The organism is Candidatus Endoriftia persephonae, assembly GCF_023733635.1.
Lineage (GTDB): Bacteria > Pseudomonadota > Gammaproteobacteria > Chromatiales > Chromatiaceae > Endoriftia > Endoriftia persephonae.
In genome coordinates, this window is sequence record NZ_CP090569.1 from 3188914 (window position 1) to 3205498 (window position 16585).

General features: G+C 60.8%; 17 protein-coding genes. 12 read left to right on the forward strand and 5 right to left on the reverse strand.

What is annotated here, in order from left to right:
• Positions 1 to 7 precede the first annotated feature (7 nt).
• The 9 genes from L0Y14_RS14415 to L0Y14_RS14455 all read left to right on the forward strand — a co-directional run bounded on the left by L0Y14_RS14415 (position 8) and on the right by L0Y14_RS14455 (position 8888).
• Positions 8 to 1225, forward strand: coding sequence for a response regulator (locus tag L0Y14_RS14415; RefSeq protein ID WP_006474513.1), 1218 nt, complete (start codon positions 8 to 10; stop codon positions 1223 to 1225).
• Positions 1226 to 1396: 171 nt separating this feature from the next.
• Complete coding sequence (locus L0Y14_RS14420) at positions 1397 to 2758, forward strand: N-acetylmuramidase domain-containing protein (RefSeq protein WP_006474514.1); 1362 nt, start codon at positions 1397 to 1399, stop codon at positions 2756 to 2758.
• Between the two features lie 65 nt (positions 2759 to 2823).
• Positions 2824 to 3093 (forward strand): 3TM-type holin, encoded by a 270-nt coding sequence (locus L0Y14_RS14425; protein ID WP_305790653.1) that lies wholly within the window; start codon positions 2824 to 2826, stop codon positions 3091 to 3093.
• A 78-nt stretch (positions 3094 to 3171) separates the two neighbouring features.
• Positions 3172 to 3882 (forward strand): hypothetical protein, encoded by a 711-nt coding sequence (locus tag L0Y14_RS14430; RefSeq protein WP_138921808.1) that lies wholly within the window; start codon positions 3172 to 3174, stop codon positions 3880 to 3882.
• A 156-nt stretch (positions 3883 to 4038) separates the two neighbouring features.
• Positions 4039 to 4803: a molybdate ABC transporter substrate-binding protein gene (gene modA / locus L0Y14_RS14435; RefSeq protein ID WP_006474518.1), complete on the forward strand. Its 765-nt coding sequence runs from the start codon at positions 4039 to 4041 to the stop codon at positions 4801 to 4803.
• Positions 4775 to 5473 carry a molybdate ABC transporter permease subunit gene (gene modB / locus L0Y14_RS14440; RefSeq protein WP_305790611.1) on the forward strand — a complete coding sequence of 233 codons (699 nt, stop codon included), beginning with the start codon at positions 4775 to 4777 and terminating at the stop codon, positions 5471 to 5473. The genes modA and modB overlap by 29 nt, the downstream gene beginning before the upstream one ends.
• Positions 5470 to 6537 (forward strand): molybdenum ABC transporter ATP-binding protein, encoded by a 1068-nt coding sequence (modC, locus tag L0Y14_RS14445; protein WP_006474520.1) that lies wholly within the window; start codon positions 5470 to 5472, stop codon positions 6535 to 6537. Before modB ends, modC begins: the two co-directional genes overlap by 4 nt.
• 119 nt (positions 6538 to 6656) lie before the next feature.
• Entirely contained in the window at positions 6657 to 7700 is a 1044-nt protein-coding gene (locus L0Y14_RS14450) for an NUDIX hydrolase (RefSeq protein ID WP_006474521.1), read from the forward strand.
• A gap of 189 nt (positions 7701 to 7889) precedes the next feature.
• Positions 7890 to 8888: an NAD-dependent 4,6-dehydratase LegB gene (locus tag L0Y14_RS14455; RefSeq protein ID WP_006474522.1), complete on the forward strand. Its 999-nt coding sequence runs from the start codon at positions 7890 to 7892 to the stop codon at positions 8886 to 8888.
• Between the two features lie 118 nt (positions 8889 to 9006).
• Here L0Y14_RS14455 and L0Y14_RS14460 read toward each other — a convergent pair whose 3' ends face one another.
• Genes L0Y14_RS14460 through L0Y14_RS14470 form a run of 3 tightly spaced genes read right to left on the reverse strand, consistent with a single transcriptional unit; the run spans position 9007 to position 11784 of the window.
• Entirely contained in the window at positions 9007 to 10143 is a 1137-nt protein-coding gene (locus L0Y14_RS14460; RefSeq protein WP_006474523.1) for a glycosyltransferase family 4 protein, read from the reverse strand.
• On the reverse strand, positions 10133 to 11050 hold the full coding sequence (locus tag L0Y14_RS14465; RefSeq protein WP_005962697.1) for an NAD-dependent epimerase/dehydratase family protein: 918 nt from the start codon (positions 11048 to 11050) through the stop codon (positions 10133 to 10135). The genes L0Y14_RS14460 and L0Y14_RS14465 overlap by 11 nt, the downstream gene beginning before the upstream one ends.
• A complete protein-coding gene (locus tag L0Y14_RS14470) occupies positions 11047 to 11784 on the reverse strand; it encodes a sugar phosphate nucleotidyltransferase (RefSeq protein ID WP_006474524.1) in 738 nt (245 codons plus the stop codon). Before L0Y14_RS14470 ends, L0Y14_RS14465 begins: the two co-directional genes overlap by 4 nt.
• A gap of 278 nt (positions 11785 to 12062) precedes the next feature.
• Between L0Y14_RS14470 and L0Y14_RS14475 the strand changes: the two genes are divergently transcribed.
• Entirely contained in the window at positions 12063 to 12917 is an 855-nt protein-coding gene (locus L0Y14_RS14475) for a putative RNA methyltransferase (protein WP_006474525.1), read from the forward strand.
• Positions 12918 to 12980: 63 nt separating this feature from the next.
• Here L0Y14_RS14475 and ubiA read toward each other — a convergent pair whose 3' ends face one another.
• Both ubiA and L0Y14_RS14485 read right to left on the reverse strand, forming a co-directional pair.
• Positions 12981 to 13892, reverse strand: a complete 912-nt coding sequence (ubiA, locus tag L0Y14_RS14480; protein ID WP_006474526.1) for a 4-hydroxybenzoate octaprenyltransferase — start codon at positions 13890 to 13892, stop codon at positions 12981 to 12983.
• The gene (locus L0Y14_RS14485; protein ID WP_006474527.1) at positions 13889 to 14464 is read right to left on the reverse strand and encodes a chorismate--pyruvate lyase family protein; all 576 of its coding nucleotides are present in this window, start codon (positions 14462 to 14464) and stop codon (positions 13889 to 13891) included. Before L0Y14_RS14485 ends, ubiA begins: the two co-directional genes overlap by 4 nt.
• Positions 14465 to 14679: 215 nt before the next feature.
• Between L0Y14_RS14485 and L0Y14_RS14490 the strand changes: the two genes are divergently transcribed.
• Together L0Y14_RS14490 and L0Y14_RS14495 are read left to right on the forward strand one after the other, a co-directional pair.
• The gene (locus L0Y14_RS14490) at positions 14680 to 16056 is read left to right on the forward strand and encodes a dockerin type I domain-containing protein (RefSeq protein ID WP_006474528.1); all 1377 of its coding nucleotides are present in this window, start codon (positions 14680 to 14682) and stop codon (positions 16054 to 16056) included.
• A 65-nt stretch (positions 16057 to 16121) separates the two neighbouring features.
• Positions 16122 to 16481: a hypothetical protein gene (locus L0Y14_RS14495; RefSeq protein ID WP_040819385.1), complete on the forward strand. Its 360-nt coding sequence runs from the start codon at positions 16122 to 16124 to the stop codon at positions 16479 to 16481.
• The last annotated feature ends 104 nt before the right edge of the window (positions 16482 to 16585 follow it).

Below are 16585 nucleotides of genomic sequence, written 5' to 3' on the forward strand. Positions count from 1 at the left end.
GACAAGCATGTCAGACAAGATCAATGTCCTCATCATCGACGACGACAGATTCGTCCAGAAACTGATCAGCAAGACCCTGGCGGCAAGCGGGCTGTCGACCAGAACGGCGGATGACGGCGAGTCGGGCATCGCGATCGCCCAGCAAGAGCAGCCGGATCTCATCCTGCTCGATGTGGAGATGCCGGGCATCAACGGCTATGAGGTCTGCGACCGACTGCGCAGTCTGCCGGAGACCCAGGATATCCCTGTGGTCTTCCTCTCCTCCCACGGCACGCTCAGGGAACGCCTGCAGGGCTACGAGGTCGGCGCTGATGACTATCTGGTCAAACCCTTCGAGGCAGAACACCTGCTGGCCCGCATCAATGTGCTGATGCGCTACGGCGCCGAACGCAAAGAACTGAGCCAACGCTACCAGCAGGCGCAGCAGACCGCCATCATCGCCATCACCGGCACCAGCGAACTGGCTCAGGCGATGCATTTTCTGGAGAAGAGCCTCAGCTACTCCAACTTCGATGAGATCGCCCAAGGGCTGTTCAACACCACCACTCGTTTCTCACTGGAGTGCGTACTACTGATCAGCGCCAATGATGAGCTGCACTGGTTCTCCTCCCAAGGCAGCATCAGTCCGCTGGAAAAAGAGCTGATCGAGATGAACGACAAGGATAGTCGCTTTTTCGATTTTGGCGCCCGCACCATCATCAACTTCCCTCAGGCCAGCCTACTCGTCAAAAACATGCCGCTGGAGGATATGGATCGCTACGGGCGTTTGAAAGATCTGTTCCCGATCCTGCTCTCGGCGGTCAACACCAAGATCAATGTACTCGCCACCCAGGCAGCGCTGACTCAGCAAAACCATGAACTGCTACGCTCATTCAGCCAGATCCGCGGCAGCCTCTATCACCTGGCCAAAACTATCCTGGTCAACCGCGACCACAGCAACAAGCTGCTGCAGGATCTGGTCCACGACATCAGCTACGACATGATGCGCATGGGGCTGGAGGAGGATCAGGAGGAGTATCTGCTCCACCGCATCGACAGCGCCATCGAAGAGGCGATGCAGCAGATGGATGCCGGGCAAGAGATCAGCGAAGTCTTCTACACTATCAACCACAATCTGAAGAGCGTCATCAGCAACCAAGAGAGCCTGGTGCAGGCGTTCATCAGCAGCCAGGCATCCGAATCGACCGAGCAGTCGGAGGATGATTCGGGCATCGAGCTGTTTTAGACACGCCTCCAAGACTTGCAAGATAGCCGCCTCTTGGCTATTCAATAATAGAGAACAAAAACATCATGAAGGGTCCGCTGCACCCAGCCTCACCGCAACGATCGGCCACTCCGCCCGCAATCCTATCCACTAGGACCACCCGCTCGCCGGGCCACAACAAAGGAGCGCTCCATGATCGGTACCATTACCGCTTCACGGCTGAATATCCGCGCCCAACCCAGCCAGCAGGGGAGAAAGCTGGGCGAGTACTCCCTGGGCACTCTGATCGACATCACCGGCGAACGGTTGGGTTGGTTCGAGGTCCTCTACCAGGGCCAACCAGCATTTTTACATGCCGATTATGTCGATCTGGTCGAGCAACCATCGCGCCTCATCGGCCGTGTCACCGCCAACCTGCTCAACGTGCGCCAGCAGCCTGACAGCAACAGCGCCATACTCGGCACCCTGACGGCGGGCAACCGGGTCGAGCTGCTCGCCCAGCTGGAGGGCTGGCTGGAGGTCGAGTTCAATCAGGGCAACGCCTATGTCGCCCGCGAATATGTCGATTTGCACCCGCGCGAGGCGCCCCAGCAGGGCGTGGTCGATGCGAATCTGCTGCACGTCCGCAGTCAGGCCTCACGTCAGGCCAGCAGCCTCGGCCAGTTGGCCGCAGGCAGCCGGGTGGTGATCGAGAGCCGCCTTGGCGACTGGTTCGAGATCCCCTTCGGCAGTAGCCGTGGCTATGTCGCCGCAACCTACATCCGGACCCTGCAGGAGGCGGAGCTGCTGAGCGGTCCAATCGCCGAGAATGAGGAGGAAGAGGAGGACTCCTCACTGGCACCAGCACAACCAGCTGACGAGGCCTCCCGACTCCCGCCCTTGCAACGTCTACCCATCAGCGGCAGCTCACAGGCGCGCAAGGTAGCAACCACCTGGAACCGCTACGGCGGCCTGTTATCCCGACTGAGTGACGAAAAACAGCTCGACGTGGCCTGCGCGGTGGCGGTGCTCTGCGTGGAGAGTTCCGGCAAAGGCTTTGAAGAGAGCAACCAGGGGCGCATGATCATCCGTTTTGAGAACCACAAACTCTGGAAGTTCTGGGGGCGACAGCATGCCGATGACTTTCACAACCACTTCCGCTACAAGACGAGCCAGACTTGGAAGGGGCACCAGTGGCGAGCCACACAGGGCGAAGAGTGGCACAAGTTTCACGGCAGCCAGCGCGCCGAGTGGGAGGTGCTGAAATTTGCCCGCAGCATCGACAACGAAGCGGCCCTGAAGTCGATCAGCATGGGTGCGCCACAGATCATGGGCTTCCATCACGAGCAGATCGGCTACCCCTCGGCAGAGGCCATGTTCGACGCCTTCAGCAACGACATCGAAGCCCAGATCCGCGGCTTTTTCGACTTCTTCTCCCGCACCATGGTTCAGAGGTTACAGCGCCAGGACTTCAGCAGCTTTGCCGGGCTCTACAACGGCAGCGGCCAGAAACAGAAATACGGCAGCTGGATAAAACAGCACTACGACGCCTTAAAGCAGATAGCGCCCAGATAACACCAACCAACCACCACAGAACAACAACACCTGAGGAGATGGAGATGTAGCGTCAGGTCAAGCAGATCGAAAACGAGTTCCTCGGCAAGGTGCTCGACTACGAAACCAAGCTGATGGAGAGCCAGGCCTCAATCATCAAGGCGGAGACGACCGGGCAGTCCTGGCTGCAGCGCAGCTGGCGGCCGGTCACCATGTTGACCTTTCTCGCACTGGTAGTATTCGACAGCTTCGGCTGGCTCGCCAACCCATTGGCGGACGAAGCCTGGACGCTGCTGCAGATCGGCCTGGGCGGCTATGTGGCGGGGCGCTCGGCAGAGAAGACACCCATCAGGTGATGGGCGCCCGCGCCAAACACAGCGACGAAGCCAAAGGGCTGAGCAGCTTCACCTCGCTTACTAGAGCAGGGGAAAATAGTGCGGGCAATAACCCGCATCATCGCTGCAAGCCTCATGGCATTCGCTGCCTGGTCTACGGTCTATGCTGACCAGGCCTACTTCAAGCTCGGCAACGCCAACATACCCAGCAAGATCTCAGGCTATTCCGGTACACTCACACGCCTCAACGTAGGGGAGTTCAGCTATGAAGAGCCACTCTCGCTACCTAGCAGAGACTATGGCTCAGAAGAGACACGCCTTCGTCACTCCCATGCCGGCATTACCGACGTCAGCTGGCAAGAGAATCACGACAAACCCTGCGACATCAAGGCCACCCCGCGGGCGCTGAACAAGGCTAGCGTAAAAAAGCAGCCTTCGTCTAAGTCAAAGAACATCTGCACCGGCAGCGCGGGTAACAAAAAAGTGGTCAGCCTACCTGCCGGCCAGTATGTACACGGCATCAGTGTCTGCACCACCAACAAAAAACAGAGTAGCAAAAACCGCTTGAAGGGGATTGCGCTCTATGCCGCCACGCTCTCCACCAGCCCACCGCTGGTGCGCAGCATCAATGCCGCAGCAGAGAAGGTGCAACACACCAACTGCAGAAAATGGCATCAATATGTAGGCTGCCCCAACGGCTATATTGCCACCGGCCTGCAGATCTACTCCCAGGATGACAGTTTCCGCGGCCTTGGCCTGAAATGTCGAAAGGTTGAGCTCAGCCCAAGCCCTTTCTTCTCTACTGAATAGCAATCGAACCATCATGACAGCGAACCTGGAAACTTACCCAGGCGACGCTGTCACACAGCCTCACCCTCCCCGCCAACCGGCATACCCCAGCCAGTTGATGAATCCACTGGCGTTTTTGTATATCGTTCACCCAGCGTCGATCTATCAGGAGTAGCGATGACCCACCCAAGTAGACTGGCAACCCTACTGATCTACGCGAGCTGCCTGCTCTTCTCAAGCATCATCCAGGCAGAGACGCTGCGGATCGCGGTCGCCGCCAACTTTGCCGAGACCCTGCGCAGCATCGCCAAACAGTTCGAAGAGAACAGCGAACACAAACTGGTGCTGGTGGTCGGCTCCACCGGCAAACACTATGCGCAGATCCGCAACGGTGCCCCTTTCGATGCCTTTTTTGCCGCAGACAGGCGACGCCCCGAGATGTTAGATCAGCAGGGATTGATGGTCCCAGACAGCCGCTTCACCTACGCAGTGGGGCGCCTCGCCCTGTGGAGTCCAGACGCAACTCAGGTCGATCCGGCTGGAGAGGTGCTGAAGAAGGGCAGCTTCCGCCACTTGGCCATCGCCAATCCCAAACTCGCCCCCTACGGTCGGGCGGCCCAACAGCTGCTGCAAAAACACGGCCTCTGGCAGGCGTTGCAGTCGCGGATGGTGCGCGGCGAAAATATCGGCCAGGCGTTCCAGTTTGTGAAGAGCGGCAGCGCCGAGCTGGGCCTTGTCGCCCTATCGCAGATCCAGCGCCCGGGGCAACCGATCCCCGGCTCTTACTGGCTGGTGCCAGGGTCGCTGCACACCCCGATCGAACAACAAGCGGTATTGCTGCGAGAGACAGCCGCAAGCCGCGCCTTCTACAACTTCTTTCAGAGTGACAGGGCAAAGGCCACCATCCAGGGCTATGGCTACGGAACCCCAGATGCTGGATGAGGCCGATCTCGCCGCACTCTGGATCACCCTCAAGCTAGCCGGCCTGACCACCCTGATCCTGCTACTGCTCGGCACCCCCCTGGCTTGGTGGCTGAGCCGCACCCGCTGCCGCCTGAAGGTGATTGCCGAGGCGATCATCGCCCTGCCGCTGGTGCTGCCCCCCACCGTGCTCGGCTTCTACCTGCTGATCGCCCTCGGCCCCCACGGCCCCATCGGCAAGCTGCTGGAGTCCCTCGGCGGCCGCCCCCTCGCCTTCAGCTTCAGCGGGCTGGTGGTCGGCTCGGTCTTCTACTCCCTCCCCTTCGTGGTACAGCCGCTGCAGAACGCCTTCAGCGCCATTGGCCGACGCCCGCTGGAGGTGGCCGCCACCCTGCGCGCCACCCCGTTCGACCGTTTCTGGAGCATCGCACTGCCGCTGGCCCGGCCCGGTTTTCTCACCGCCGCGGTGCTTGGCTTTGCCCACACCGTGGGGGAGTTTGGTGTGGTGCTGATGATCGGCGGCAACATCCCCGGCGAGACCCAAGTGCTCTCAATCGCCATCTATGATCATGTCGAGGCGCTCGAATATGCTCAGGCCCACTGGCTTGCCGGCGGGCTGCTGCTGCTCTCCTTCCTGATGCTGCTGGCGGTGTTCAGCCTCAACCGACGTTTTGCGGTGGGCATGCGATGAGCATCCAGGCACGCATCCAGATCGAGCGAGGTGAGTTCCAGCTGAGCACCGAATTCACGCTGCCAGCGAGCGGGGTGAGCGCCATCTTCGGCCCATCCGGTTGCGGCAAGACGACCCTGCTGCGGGCGATCGCCGGGTTGGAACGCTGCCGGGATGGCTACCTCAAGATCGGCGACACCCTCTGGCAGGATCGCCGCCACTTTGTGCCCACCCACCGCCGCCGGCTCGGCTACGTGTTCCAGGAGGCGAGCCTGTTTCCCCACCTCAGGGTACGCGGCAATCTGGAATACGGCCTGAAACGGCTGCCAGCGGGAGAGCGCCATGTCGACTTCGACCAGGCGATCGCCCTGCTCGGTCTGGAGCCGCTGCTAGCACGCCGTCCCAACGGGCTCTCCGGCGGCGAACGGCAGCGCGTCGCCATCGCCCGCGCGCTGCTGACCAGTCCGCAACTGCTGCTAATGGACGAACCCCTGGCCGCCCTCGACCTGCAGAGCAAGGCGGAGATCCTGCCCTTTCTCGAGCGGCTGCATGCGGAGCTAGCAATCCCAATCCTCTATGTCAGCCACGCCCCCGAGGAGGTGGCACGGCTGGCCGACCATATTTTGCTGATGGAGGCGGGAAAGATTCGCGCCAGCGGGCCGATCGCTGAGATCTTCACCCGCAGCGACCTGCCGCTGGCCCACGGCAGCGATGCGGAGGCAATTATTGAAGGTCGAGTGGTGGGCCACGACGACCGCTTCCATCTCACCTCCGTCGCCTTCTCCGGCGGCCGCTTCACCCTCGCCCGCAGCGAGATCGAGGTCGGCCAGGCAGTACGGCTGCGGGTACTGGCGCGGGATGTGAGCCTGACCCTGGCACACCAGCACGACACCAGCATCCTCAACATCTTCCCGGCGCAGGTGGTCGAGCTCTACCCGGAGAGCCCCTCACAGATGACGGTGCGGCTCAACGCCGGCGGCACCGCCCTGCTCGCCCGCATCACCCACAAGTCGGCCAACCTGCTCGGGCTGGAGCCTGGCAAGGCAGTGCATATGCAGGTCAAGTCGGTGGCACTGCTGGGCTAGCCACAGTGGCTGTTTGGGATCGGTTTTATCGCCATCTCCCTGGCCATCTTCTTCATCACCTCTCGGCTGCTGCTGGTATGGTGGCGAAACTATTCATAGCGCCTAAGTAGGAGCCCCGCATGCCTTGGTTGTCCACCGACAAGGAGAGTTGCAGACTCTTCTGCGAACCACTGAGTGGCGAAGCCAGTCGTCAGGAGGCCCGTCTGCACCTCGACGCCCAACAGCTGCTCGACTTCTACCATCGGGAGCCGCCCATCTCCGCACAGATCGCGGGCACAAAGTACCGCTTGCCGATGAGCCTTGCGCTCTCCGGCGAGGCGCTGCAGCAACCAGCGGTAGAGATCGAGGCAGCCAGTGATCCGATCGGGTACGACATAGAGCGCTTCCAGGCCCCGCTGCTCCGCCAGCTGTCTGGCGAAAAACGGACGGAGCTGCACAACGGCCAGGTAACCCGCCTAGCCAGGCTCGATACCAGCAGCAGTCAGCCCCGCCTCAGCCTCAGCCGGGGCAACTACTTCGACGGCCTGACCAGCAACTTTGCCATGGACTACCGACCGGAAGGGGAGAAGCAGACACTGCGCGAGGCCCTCTCCGCCGAATCGGGTCGGCTCGGAGGGTTTTCCGACAGCGGACTGCTCAACCATCTGGGGCTGGTGGGGTTGATCGAATCGGCCGACGGTCAACTGCTGGTGCCACAGCGCAGCGGCCGGGTCGCCAACCGTCGCCACAGCCTCAGCAGTTCGGTCTCCGGGGCGCTCGACTGGGACGACCTGCGCCACTCCAGCGATGGCTGGCACGGCATACTCGCCGGACTGCGAAGGGAGGTCAGGGAGGAGCTAGGCATCACGCCAGAGAGAATTCGTTGTCTCGGCCTGACGCGGGAGTTTCTGCGCGGCGGTAAGCCGGAACTCTACTTTTATCTGCGCAGTGAGCTGAAATTCGCGCAGATCCTCAGCGCAACCCGACAAGCTGAGGACCGCCGGGAGCATCTGCGCCTGCTCCCCTTCGAACTCGCCAGCCCAGATACTCCGACCAAGAGTGACGAATTCGAGCGACGCCTACAGCGGCTGCTAGAGCAGCTGGGGCAGCAGGCCAACCTGACCCTGATTGCCGGACTACTGCTGTTGCACAGAGCGTTGAAGTGCACCGACTCAAGCCCCTGATTGGCAACCACCGCAAGCCCCGCAGCCCTAGAAATTGCACTGTTTCCCACTATTTCGACTGGATCTTGCGCGCCGTTTACCGGGCATCTTATACTGCGGCGTCTTAAAATCGAGGCAAATATAGGGTTTTCCCAGAAAAAACCATGACTTGCCTCTTTATTCACTCCCCAAAATCACCAAGAGCCAACCATGGAAATAAAAGGTAAGAAAGTACTCGTTACCGGCGCCGACGGCTTTATCGGCAGCCACTTGACCGAGACCCTGATGGATCTCGGTTGCGACGTAAGAGCATTTGTCTACTACAACTCATTCAACTCCTGGGGTTGGCTCGACTCCCTGCCCAGGGAGAAGCAACAGCAGCTCGACATCTTCGCCGGCGACATTCGCGATCCAAACGGTGTCGAGACTGCGATGCAAGGGGTCGATGTGGTATTCCATCTGGCGGCGCTGATCGCCATCCCCTTCTCCTACCACTCACCCGACTCCTACGTTGACACCAACATCAAGGGCACCCTCAACGTGCTGCAGGCGGCGCGCAAGCTGGGCACCGAGAAGGTGCTGGTAACCTCCACCTCCGAGGTCTACGGCACCGCCCAGTATGTGCCGATCGATGAGAACCACCCCTACCAGGGGCAATCACCCTACAGCGCCACCAAGATCGGCGCCGACCGGCTGGCGGAGTCATTCTACCGCTCCTTCGACCTGCCGGTGACCATCGTGCGCCCATTCAACACCTACGGTCCGCGTCAGTCGGCCCGCGCAGTGATCCCGACCATCATCACCCAGCTGCTGAACGGCGCCGAAGAGATCAAGCTCGGCAGCCTCAGCCCGACCCGCGACTTCAACTTCGTCAAGGATTCGGCGATGGGTTTTGTCGAGATCGCCAAGTCCGACAATGTGATCGGCGAAGAGATCAACCTCGCCACCGGGGTCGAAGTCTCCATCGGCAAGCTCGCCAAGACCATGATCGAGCTGATCAACCCCAACGCCCAGATCATCACCGACGACGAGCGCATCCGCCCCGGCAAGTCGGAGGTTGAGCGCCTGCTTGGCTCCGCCGACAAGGTCAAGTCACTCACCGAGTGGGAGCCGAAATACGACCTGCGCGCCGGCCTCGCCGAGACCGTCGAGTGGTTCAGAGATCCCAAGAACATCGCCGGCTACAAGTCCTGGCTCTACAACATCTGAGCCAGTCGCCGCCCCTCCGCTCTGGAGGGGCGTTACCCCGCCCAGCAGTCCACCGATCCCAGCTCAATCCCACAAACGCCATTCACTCAGAACGAAATCAAGCTGGAATGCGGCTGTTTCAGGCCAGTTTCTTGATCAGCTCCACATAGCGCCAGGCGATCGCCTTCAGGGTGAAACTCTCCAGATAGAAGCGTCGCACCCGCTGCGAGGCTGCCTTCCAGGCCACATCCGAATCAAGCAGGAAGCGGATCTCACCGATCTGTTCCTGCAGGGTGGTGACCACGCTGCCAAGCCGATTGTTGGCTACCAGGTTGTCGGGGTCGAAGGTGGTAACCACCGGCACGCCATAGCTCCAGGCTTCGAGAAAGGTGGTGGGAAAGCCCTCCAGAGTGGAGGTGCTGCAGAAGAGTGAGGCGCTTTTGAACAGCCCGGGCAACGCCTCTTCCGCCACCCGACCATGCATAGTGACATTGATCAGCGACTCACCGCGCTGCATCAGTCCGTTGGCGTAGTCGGACTCTTCGTTGGGCGTGCCGACCACATCGAAGCTGACCTCGGGACAAGCCTCAGCGATATCAAACAACCACTCCAGCCGCTTGGTCTCGACGATACGCCCCATCCACAATACCCGTGCATGGCCCGACTCGGGAGGCGCAGGCGGCTTGAAATCATTGCCCGGTCCGATCACCGGCAGCGGCACAGTGGTGGAGTTGATGGAAAAGTTCTCGCTCATCAGCTGCAGCTGCTTGCGGGTCTGGGAGATCACCAGGTCGGCCCGGCTGAGACCCTGCTTGTAGAGCCAGATCTCACGCCCGAGATGAAGAAACGGCAGCTCCGGCACACAGTCACCATCGCTGGCGATATTGAAGATAAAACTCGGCCTGCCCGGCACCAAGTCGCATCCCAGACCGACCACACCGGTCTCGCTGGCGCCGCCCATCTGCAGGTAGATCTTCGCTCCAACCCGGCGCATGGTGGACCAAACTTTGGTCATGCGCGGATGCACAAAGCGCACCACTGGCAACCCCTCGTCCGGCCCGAAGCTCTTAAAGATGGTGACACCATCGATCTCGATGGCATCCGGCTGGCCGTGGTCGTAGGTGATGAAAGCGACCTTCAGCTCCTCCTGAGCCAACCCTTTGGCGAGGGAGACCAGTACCTTCTCGATGCCGCCCAGATAGCGCGGCACCGACTCGCCGGCGAGCAAATCGTAGCACTTCAGGCCAACGATGCAGATATCGAAATCATTCGCCATCGCGATGCTCATCCAGCATGTCGAGCAGCGACTGCTTCAGGCTGATCTGTGGCTGCCAGCCGATCGCCTCGCGGATCTTGTGGTTGGTGCCGTAGACTCGGTCGAGATCGACACTGCGAAAGCGCGAGCGATCCACTTCGACCGAATGGCGGCCATCGGTTAGCGCCTGCAGAATATCGATCAGCTCACCGATCCCGGTGGGGTGGTTGGAGCAGACATTGTAGGCCTCGCCGGGGGTGCCTTTCAGCGCCAACTCCCAATAGGCCTGAACACAGTCGCGCACGTCGACGAAGTCACGCTCAGAGGCGGTGTTGCCGACGGTAATGGTGGCGGTACCGGGGTCGGCGAACTGGGCGCAGAGCATCGCAGCCACCCAGCGCTCCGGCAGGCCAGGGCCGATCAGGTTGAACGGTCGCGCCACCACCAACGACAGCCCGAACAGCCCGGCGATCTGCCGCGCCCACTCGATCTGTGCCGACTTGCTCTGGCCGTAGTGGGTCTCGCCAGCGACCGGATCGTCCTCGTTGAGCAGACCATCCTCACGCATCTGATACTCGGCGGCGGACCCCACCAGCAGGATCCGGGTCTGCTGGCAACCGGCCTTGGCCAGCGCCCGCAACAGGTTGTTGGTGCCACCCACATTTACATGCCAGAGCAGCGCATCGTCACAGGGCGGCATCACCGCCGCCAGGTGGAAGACGATATCGGGGCGCTCCTGCGCAATTGCCGCCTCAATCTGGCCCGGGTCGGTCACATCGAGGGGGAAGTGGGCATCCAGCTCGACCCCATCGACCGCCCCCAGCCCCAGGCCGACGATGCGCGGCGGCTCCGGCAGCTGGCGCAGAAACGCCACCAGATGGCGGCCGGTAAAGCCAGCCACGCCAGTCACCCAGACCGTCTGACTCATTTCTTGATCCCGAGGAACTGATCCTCCATCCCAGCGAACTCCTCCTGGGCGGTGGCGTAGTCGTCCATGCGGCCGATGTCGAGCCAGTAGCAATCCTCCCGGTAGAGGGCCACCTTGCCGCCCTGGTCGTGCACCCGCTGGATCAGATCAGGCATGTCGAGGTATTCGTCGGGGTCGATGCCGGCGATCACCTCGCGGTTGATCACGTTGACCCCCATGCTCACCTCATAGTGGTAGGTGGGCTTCTCGATAAAGCCCGTGAACAGGCCGTCATCGTCACTCTGCACCACCCCAAAGTCGATCTTCACATCGCGCTTGTAGACACCGATGGTGAAGTCGGCCTGCTGCGCCTTGTGGAACTCGATCATCTTGCCGAAGTCGAGGGTGGTGAGCAGATCGCCGTTCATCACGATCACCGTCTCTGGCAGATCAGGGATGCGCGCCAGCGGTGCGGCGGTGCCCAGTGGCTTCTCCTCACCTGAGTAGCTGATCCTGGCATCGTATTTGGAACCGTCTCCGCAAACCGCCATGATGATCTCGGCCAGATAGCCGGTACAGATGGAGATATCCTTCAGGCCGAAGGAGCCGAGGCGGCGCATCAGTACCTCAAGGATCGGCTTGTTGCCGAGCGGCACCAGGGGTTTCGGCAGCACCGTAGTTAGAGGCCTGAGGCGCATCCCCTTGCCGCCCGCCAGAATCACCGCCCTTACGTTATCCACTGCTGATTCAGCCATCACCGATCCTCTTTGTTCCTATTGGATTAGCGGGCAAAGCGTACCATTCGCCCGGTGAAACCGCCGCCGAAAAACCCCAACCCAGATCACAAAATCGCGAGCGCCCATGCCGTTCCCGCAGGCGAAAAATCAGCGGCAAGCGATGTGGATGGAGAGGTTTCGGTCATTCTTCTTTATTGGCGGGTCAAGCAGGATGGCAACAGACGCCATTCCCGCACGTCGGTCATTCTCGTAAACTTCCCTTGCCTTTTCAATCACAGCAACAGGCCAGACAGACCATGCAGATCATCCCCGCCGACAACCTTGCCTGCCCACTGGATGGCCAACCCCTGAGACAAGATGACAGACGCTGGCTCTGCCCCGACGGACACAGCTTCGACATCGCCCGTCAAGGCCATGTCAACCTGCTGCCGGTGCAGCAGAAGCGTTCCCGGAATCCAGGCGACAGCAAAGAGATGATTACCGCACGAGGCCGTTTTCTGCAGAGCGGCGTCTACGCGCCCATCGCCGCCACCCTGGGCGAGCGGGTCATCACCGAGCTGGCAGAGACGCAAAGCGCCCGGATCCTCGATGCTGGCTGTGGTGAGGGCTACTATCTGGAGCAGCTGATGATGCAACTGGAGGCTCGGCCCCGCAAAGGCACTGCGGCCCTAGTTGGCCTCGACATCTCAAAGTGGGCGGTACAGGCCGCCGCCCGCCGCAGCCGCCAGATCCGCTGGCTGGTGGGCAGCAACCGGACCCCACCGCTGCAGCCGGAGAGCCTGGAGCTGATCCTCTGCCTATTCGGGTTTCCACTTTATGAGAGTTTTCGCCGCTGCCTCAGCCCGGACGGACGGATCATCCTGGTCGACCCAGGACCGGAGCACCTGATCGAGCTGCGCCGGATCATCTACCCGACCCTGAAACGCCGCCCGCCGCCCGGGCTGGAGCAGGCCGAGGCGGCCGGATTCCGGCTGACCGACAGCAGAGAGCTACAGTTCGCAACCGCCCCCCTGGGAGCCGAGCAGATCGCCGACCTGCTGCTGATGACACCGCACCTCTTCCGCACCAGCCGGGAGGGCAAGGCCGCCGCAGAGGCACTGCAGCAGATAGCAGTGACGGTGGATGTGCGATTCAGAACCTTGCGCCTGTAGGATGTGATGAGCCCGCAAACCGCATCAATCACATGATTTTCCGACAGATGCGGCTCGCTTCGCTCACCCCAGCAGCAGATAGTCGAGCAACAACCCGACAAACACCACCAGACCGAAGTTGTTGTTGTTGAGAAATGCCTCGAAGCAGGCCTTCGGCTCGCGGTCGCGGGTGATCCACTGCTGGTAGACAAAGAACCCAGCCCCAGCAGCCACCCCAAGGAAGAAAATCCAGCCGCGCCCCGCCATCGCACCGGCCAGCCCCAGTAGCCCGAGCATCAGGAGCTGCAGCAGGCCGATGATCAGCAGATCGTGCCGGCCAAACAGGATCGCGGTGGATTTAACACCGATCTTCAGATCGTCCTCCCGATCCACCATCGCGTACTGGGTATCGTAGATCAGCGCCCACAGCAGCGTCGCGCTGAACAGCACCCAACTGACTGGCGGCAACTGCTGCTGAATCGCCATGAAGGCCATCGGCACCGCCCAGCCGAAGGCGGCCCCCAGCACCACCTGAGGCAGGTGAGTGTAGCGCTTCATGAATGGATAGACCGCCGCCAGCAGCAGCGCCACCAGTGACAGCGCCTTGGTCTCATGGTTGAGAAAGAAGAGTAGCGCGAAAGCGCTCAGGGAGAGTGCCGCAAACACCCCCAACGCCTCCTTTGGGCTGACCAACCCGGCGGCGATCGGGCGCAGCTTGGTGCGCTCGACACGGCCATCGATGTGACGATCGGCAAAGTCGTTGATGGCACAACCGGCGGAGCGCATTAGCGTCACGCCGCAGATAAACACCAGCACCACCCTCCAGGATGGCCGCCCCTCCCCCGCCATCCACAGCGCCCAGAGCGTCGGCCAGAGCAGCAGCAGGATACCGATCGGTCGATTGAGCCGCACCAGCAGGGCGTAGCGACGCAGCCGCTCACCCCAAGAGACAGCCCCCGACTGTAACGAATCCAACTTCAGCTCTGGCGCACTCATGAGGTTTTCTCCATCGGTATCCTGGGCAGGAAGATCTCATTCACCAGCAGCGGCCGACCTGAGACGTGGAACAGGGTACGCCGCCCCCACAGTTCATCCGGCACAGGCTGCAGATCAACACTCGCGGCGCTAAACAGGCGGTGTCGTGGCTGCAGGCGTGCCACCTGGGTTCTGCCTCGTTTGATCCGCGAGTCAGAGAAGAGCACCGCGCCCAGCGGCTTATCTCCCAACAGGGTCAGGCGCCGGGCCGCCCCTCGCAGTGTAGAGGCGGGGATCAGGGTGCGAGCGAAGACCCAGGGGACCTCATCACAGAGCAGCTCCACCTCCCGTACCAGCGCCATCTCGCCGCGACGCATGCGCAGCAACTGTGCCTCGCTGTAGAACGGCGTCCCCCAAGCCTGGCGCAGCAGCCGCACCCGAAACCGGCCACTGCAGGCCGCCACTACCCGCCGCGTCAAAGAGCCTTCGTCGCGCAGCCAGGGCAGCACCCCGGCAGGCACCTGCGTCAACCGCTGGCGGTTCCAGCCAGACCAGTTGGGTTCGACTACCGTATTGTCGCGGGAACCTGACACTGCTCACCCCGGGCGAAAAAAGAGCGCGGATTATCGCATAAAACCGCCGTTTCTTTCTCTCCACCAGTTATGAGCAGCTCCTGCCCGGCCAAGAATCCACGTTGTTTTTTGATCGGCATTAACTACAATTTTTCTAAGGATAATAACAACAGGGGCACCCGTCCCACGGCGGGTATGGATTGAAAATTCGTCAGGCTCTCCTGGGGGGGATCACGATGAAATCTTCCGCGTCACAAGCAGTTATCCGAATCGCGCTGTTCTGCGCGCTACTCTTCACTACCATTCCGGCCACCAGCATTGAGCTTGCCGATACCCTGGAGTTTGATGGGCACTACTACTATCTCTGGCCCGAAGCGGGCCTGACTTGGGCACAGGCCCAAGCGGTTGCCGCTCAGCAGCGCCTCGAACTGCCCGACGGTCGCATCCTGCCCGGGCATCTCGTCACCATCAGCAGCCAGCCGGAGCAGGACTTCATCTCCACCACCTACATGACCCGCAACTGGCTCAAGCTCTGGATTGGCGGATTCCAATACTCGTTCGACATTGAACCCGCTGGCTACTGGGCCTGGGTCACCGGCGAGGAGATGGGCGACATCTACAGCCAGTGGTCCTACACTTTCCTGCAACCACCGGAGCCCGGCAACAACCCCAACAACCCGGTCGGCAACGAAGATGTATTACGGATGCTGATCAACTGGGGGAGCGGCACCCCACCCGGCACCGGCAATGATCTCTGGCACGACTTCAACCACGACGAAAACGCCGGCGACAGCTACGGCATCTCAGTGGTTGAATTCGATGAATTGGGTGACAATTTCCTCTGCTTCACCCGCCCACCCGGTGTGCGCGTAGTCAGCAGCAGCCGCTGGCGCTCCAGCGCCACCCCGGAAGAGGGCTGGACCCTGAGCGGCTTCGACGATTCCGCCTGGTCACCGGCACGCGCCCCATTCCCCAATCCGAAACCGCCCACCGAACTGATCCCCGGCACCACCGCCCAGCACATGTGGCACGACCCGGCAGGTGATTCCAACGGCATCAGCGGCGATGAGACCGTCTACCTCCGTTACACCTTCAACTACAATCCGGCCCCCGACGATCCCCCGGCTAAGGCGATCGCCAAGATCGTCGGCGACGATGACTACGAGTTTTTCGTCAATGGCGTCTCAGCGCACATCAATAGCGACGGCGGCAATGCCGACAAAGTCGACAAGGTCGACTTTTCCAATCTGATCATGCTGGGTGAAAATGTACTCGCTATAAAAGCAACTAACTATGCCAAAACCCGCTGCTACTGGCGTTGGAACAGCAATCTGAAACGGTGGCGGCGAGAGTGCTCTCTTATCCCCACCTACAAGCGAGTGTTGTTCGATGCCTACACCGCCGCAGGCTTCACCGAAGGGACCCCACGCGCCGACCTCAACGACGACTGCTGTGTCGACCGCCATGACTTCAAGCTGCTGCGCAGCGCCCTGCGCAACCAAACAGAACCAGCGAACCGCTACGATTTGAACCGCGATGGCGCATTCAATGTCGCCGACTTCCGCTTCCTGGTCCACCAGTTCACCAAAAAACGGGGCAAGGCCTGCAAATAGTGAGGCAACCAATCATTCTGACCTAACACAATGAACTAGCTCAGCATCGAACTGTGGAGTCAGCCATGAAAAATAGCGTCTTTATCTTAATCCTGATGCTCCTTGTCACATCAGCCAGTGTGCGAGCTTCAGATGAAATACGAGCATCCGACTATGGGCATGTCACCTCCGTTATTGTGATGGGCCAGCTCTGGCAGAACCCAAATCGCGGCGGTTTCTTCTTCTATACCGACAACCAGCCAGCAGAGATCAGCTATTTCATCGTTCGCGGCAATACCGAGACATACATCAATCGCCTCCTAGCGACACTCCTTTCTGCAAAGAGCATGAACCAAAAGGTGGCTATCAACTATAGGCCAACCTCAATCCCTGACCCAAACACAGGCCTATTCGAAGGTGAGGTTGTCTCGATCTCTATTAAATAGCCTCGGCAGGCACTCTCATTAGGGAACAGGGTTTGTTGAATGGCGCAGCAGAGTGAAAGGCACTGAAAGCGAAGCGGGCAGCCGGCCAGTACCAACCACTCAAT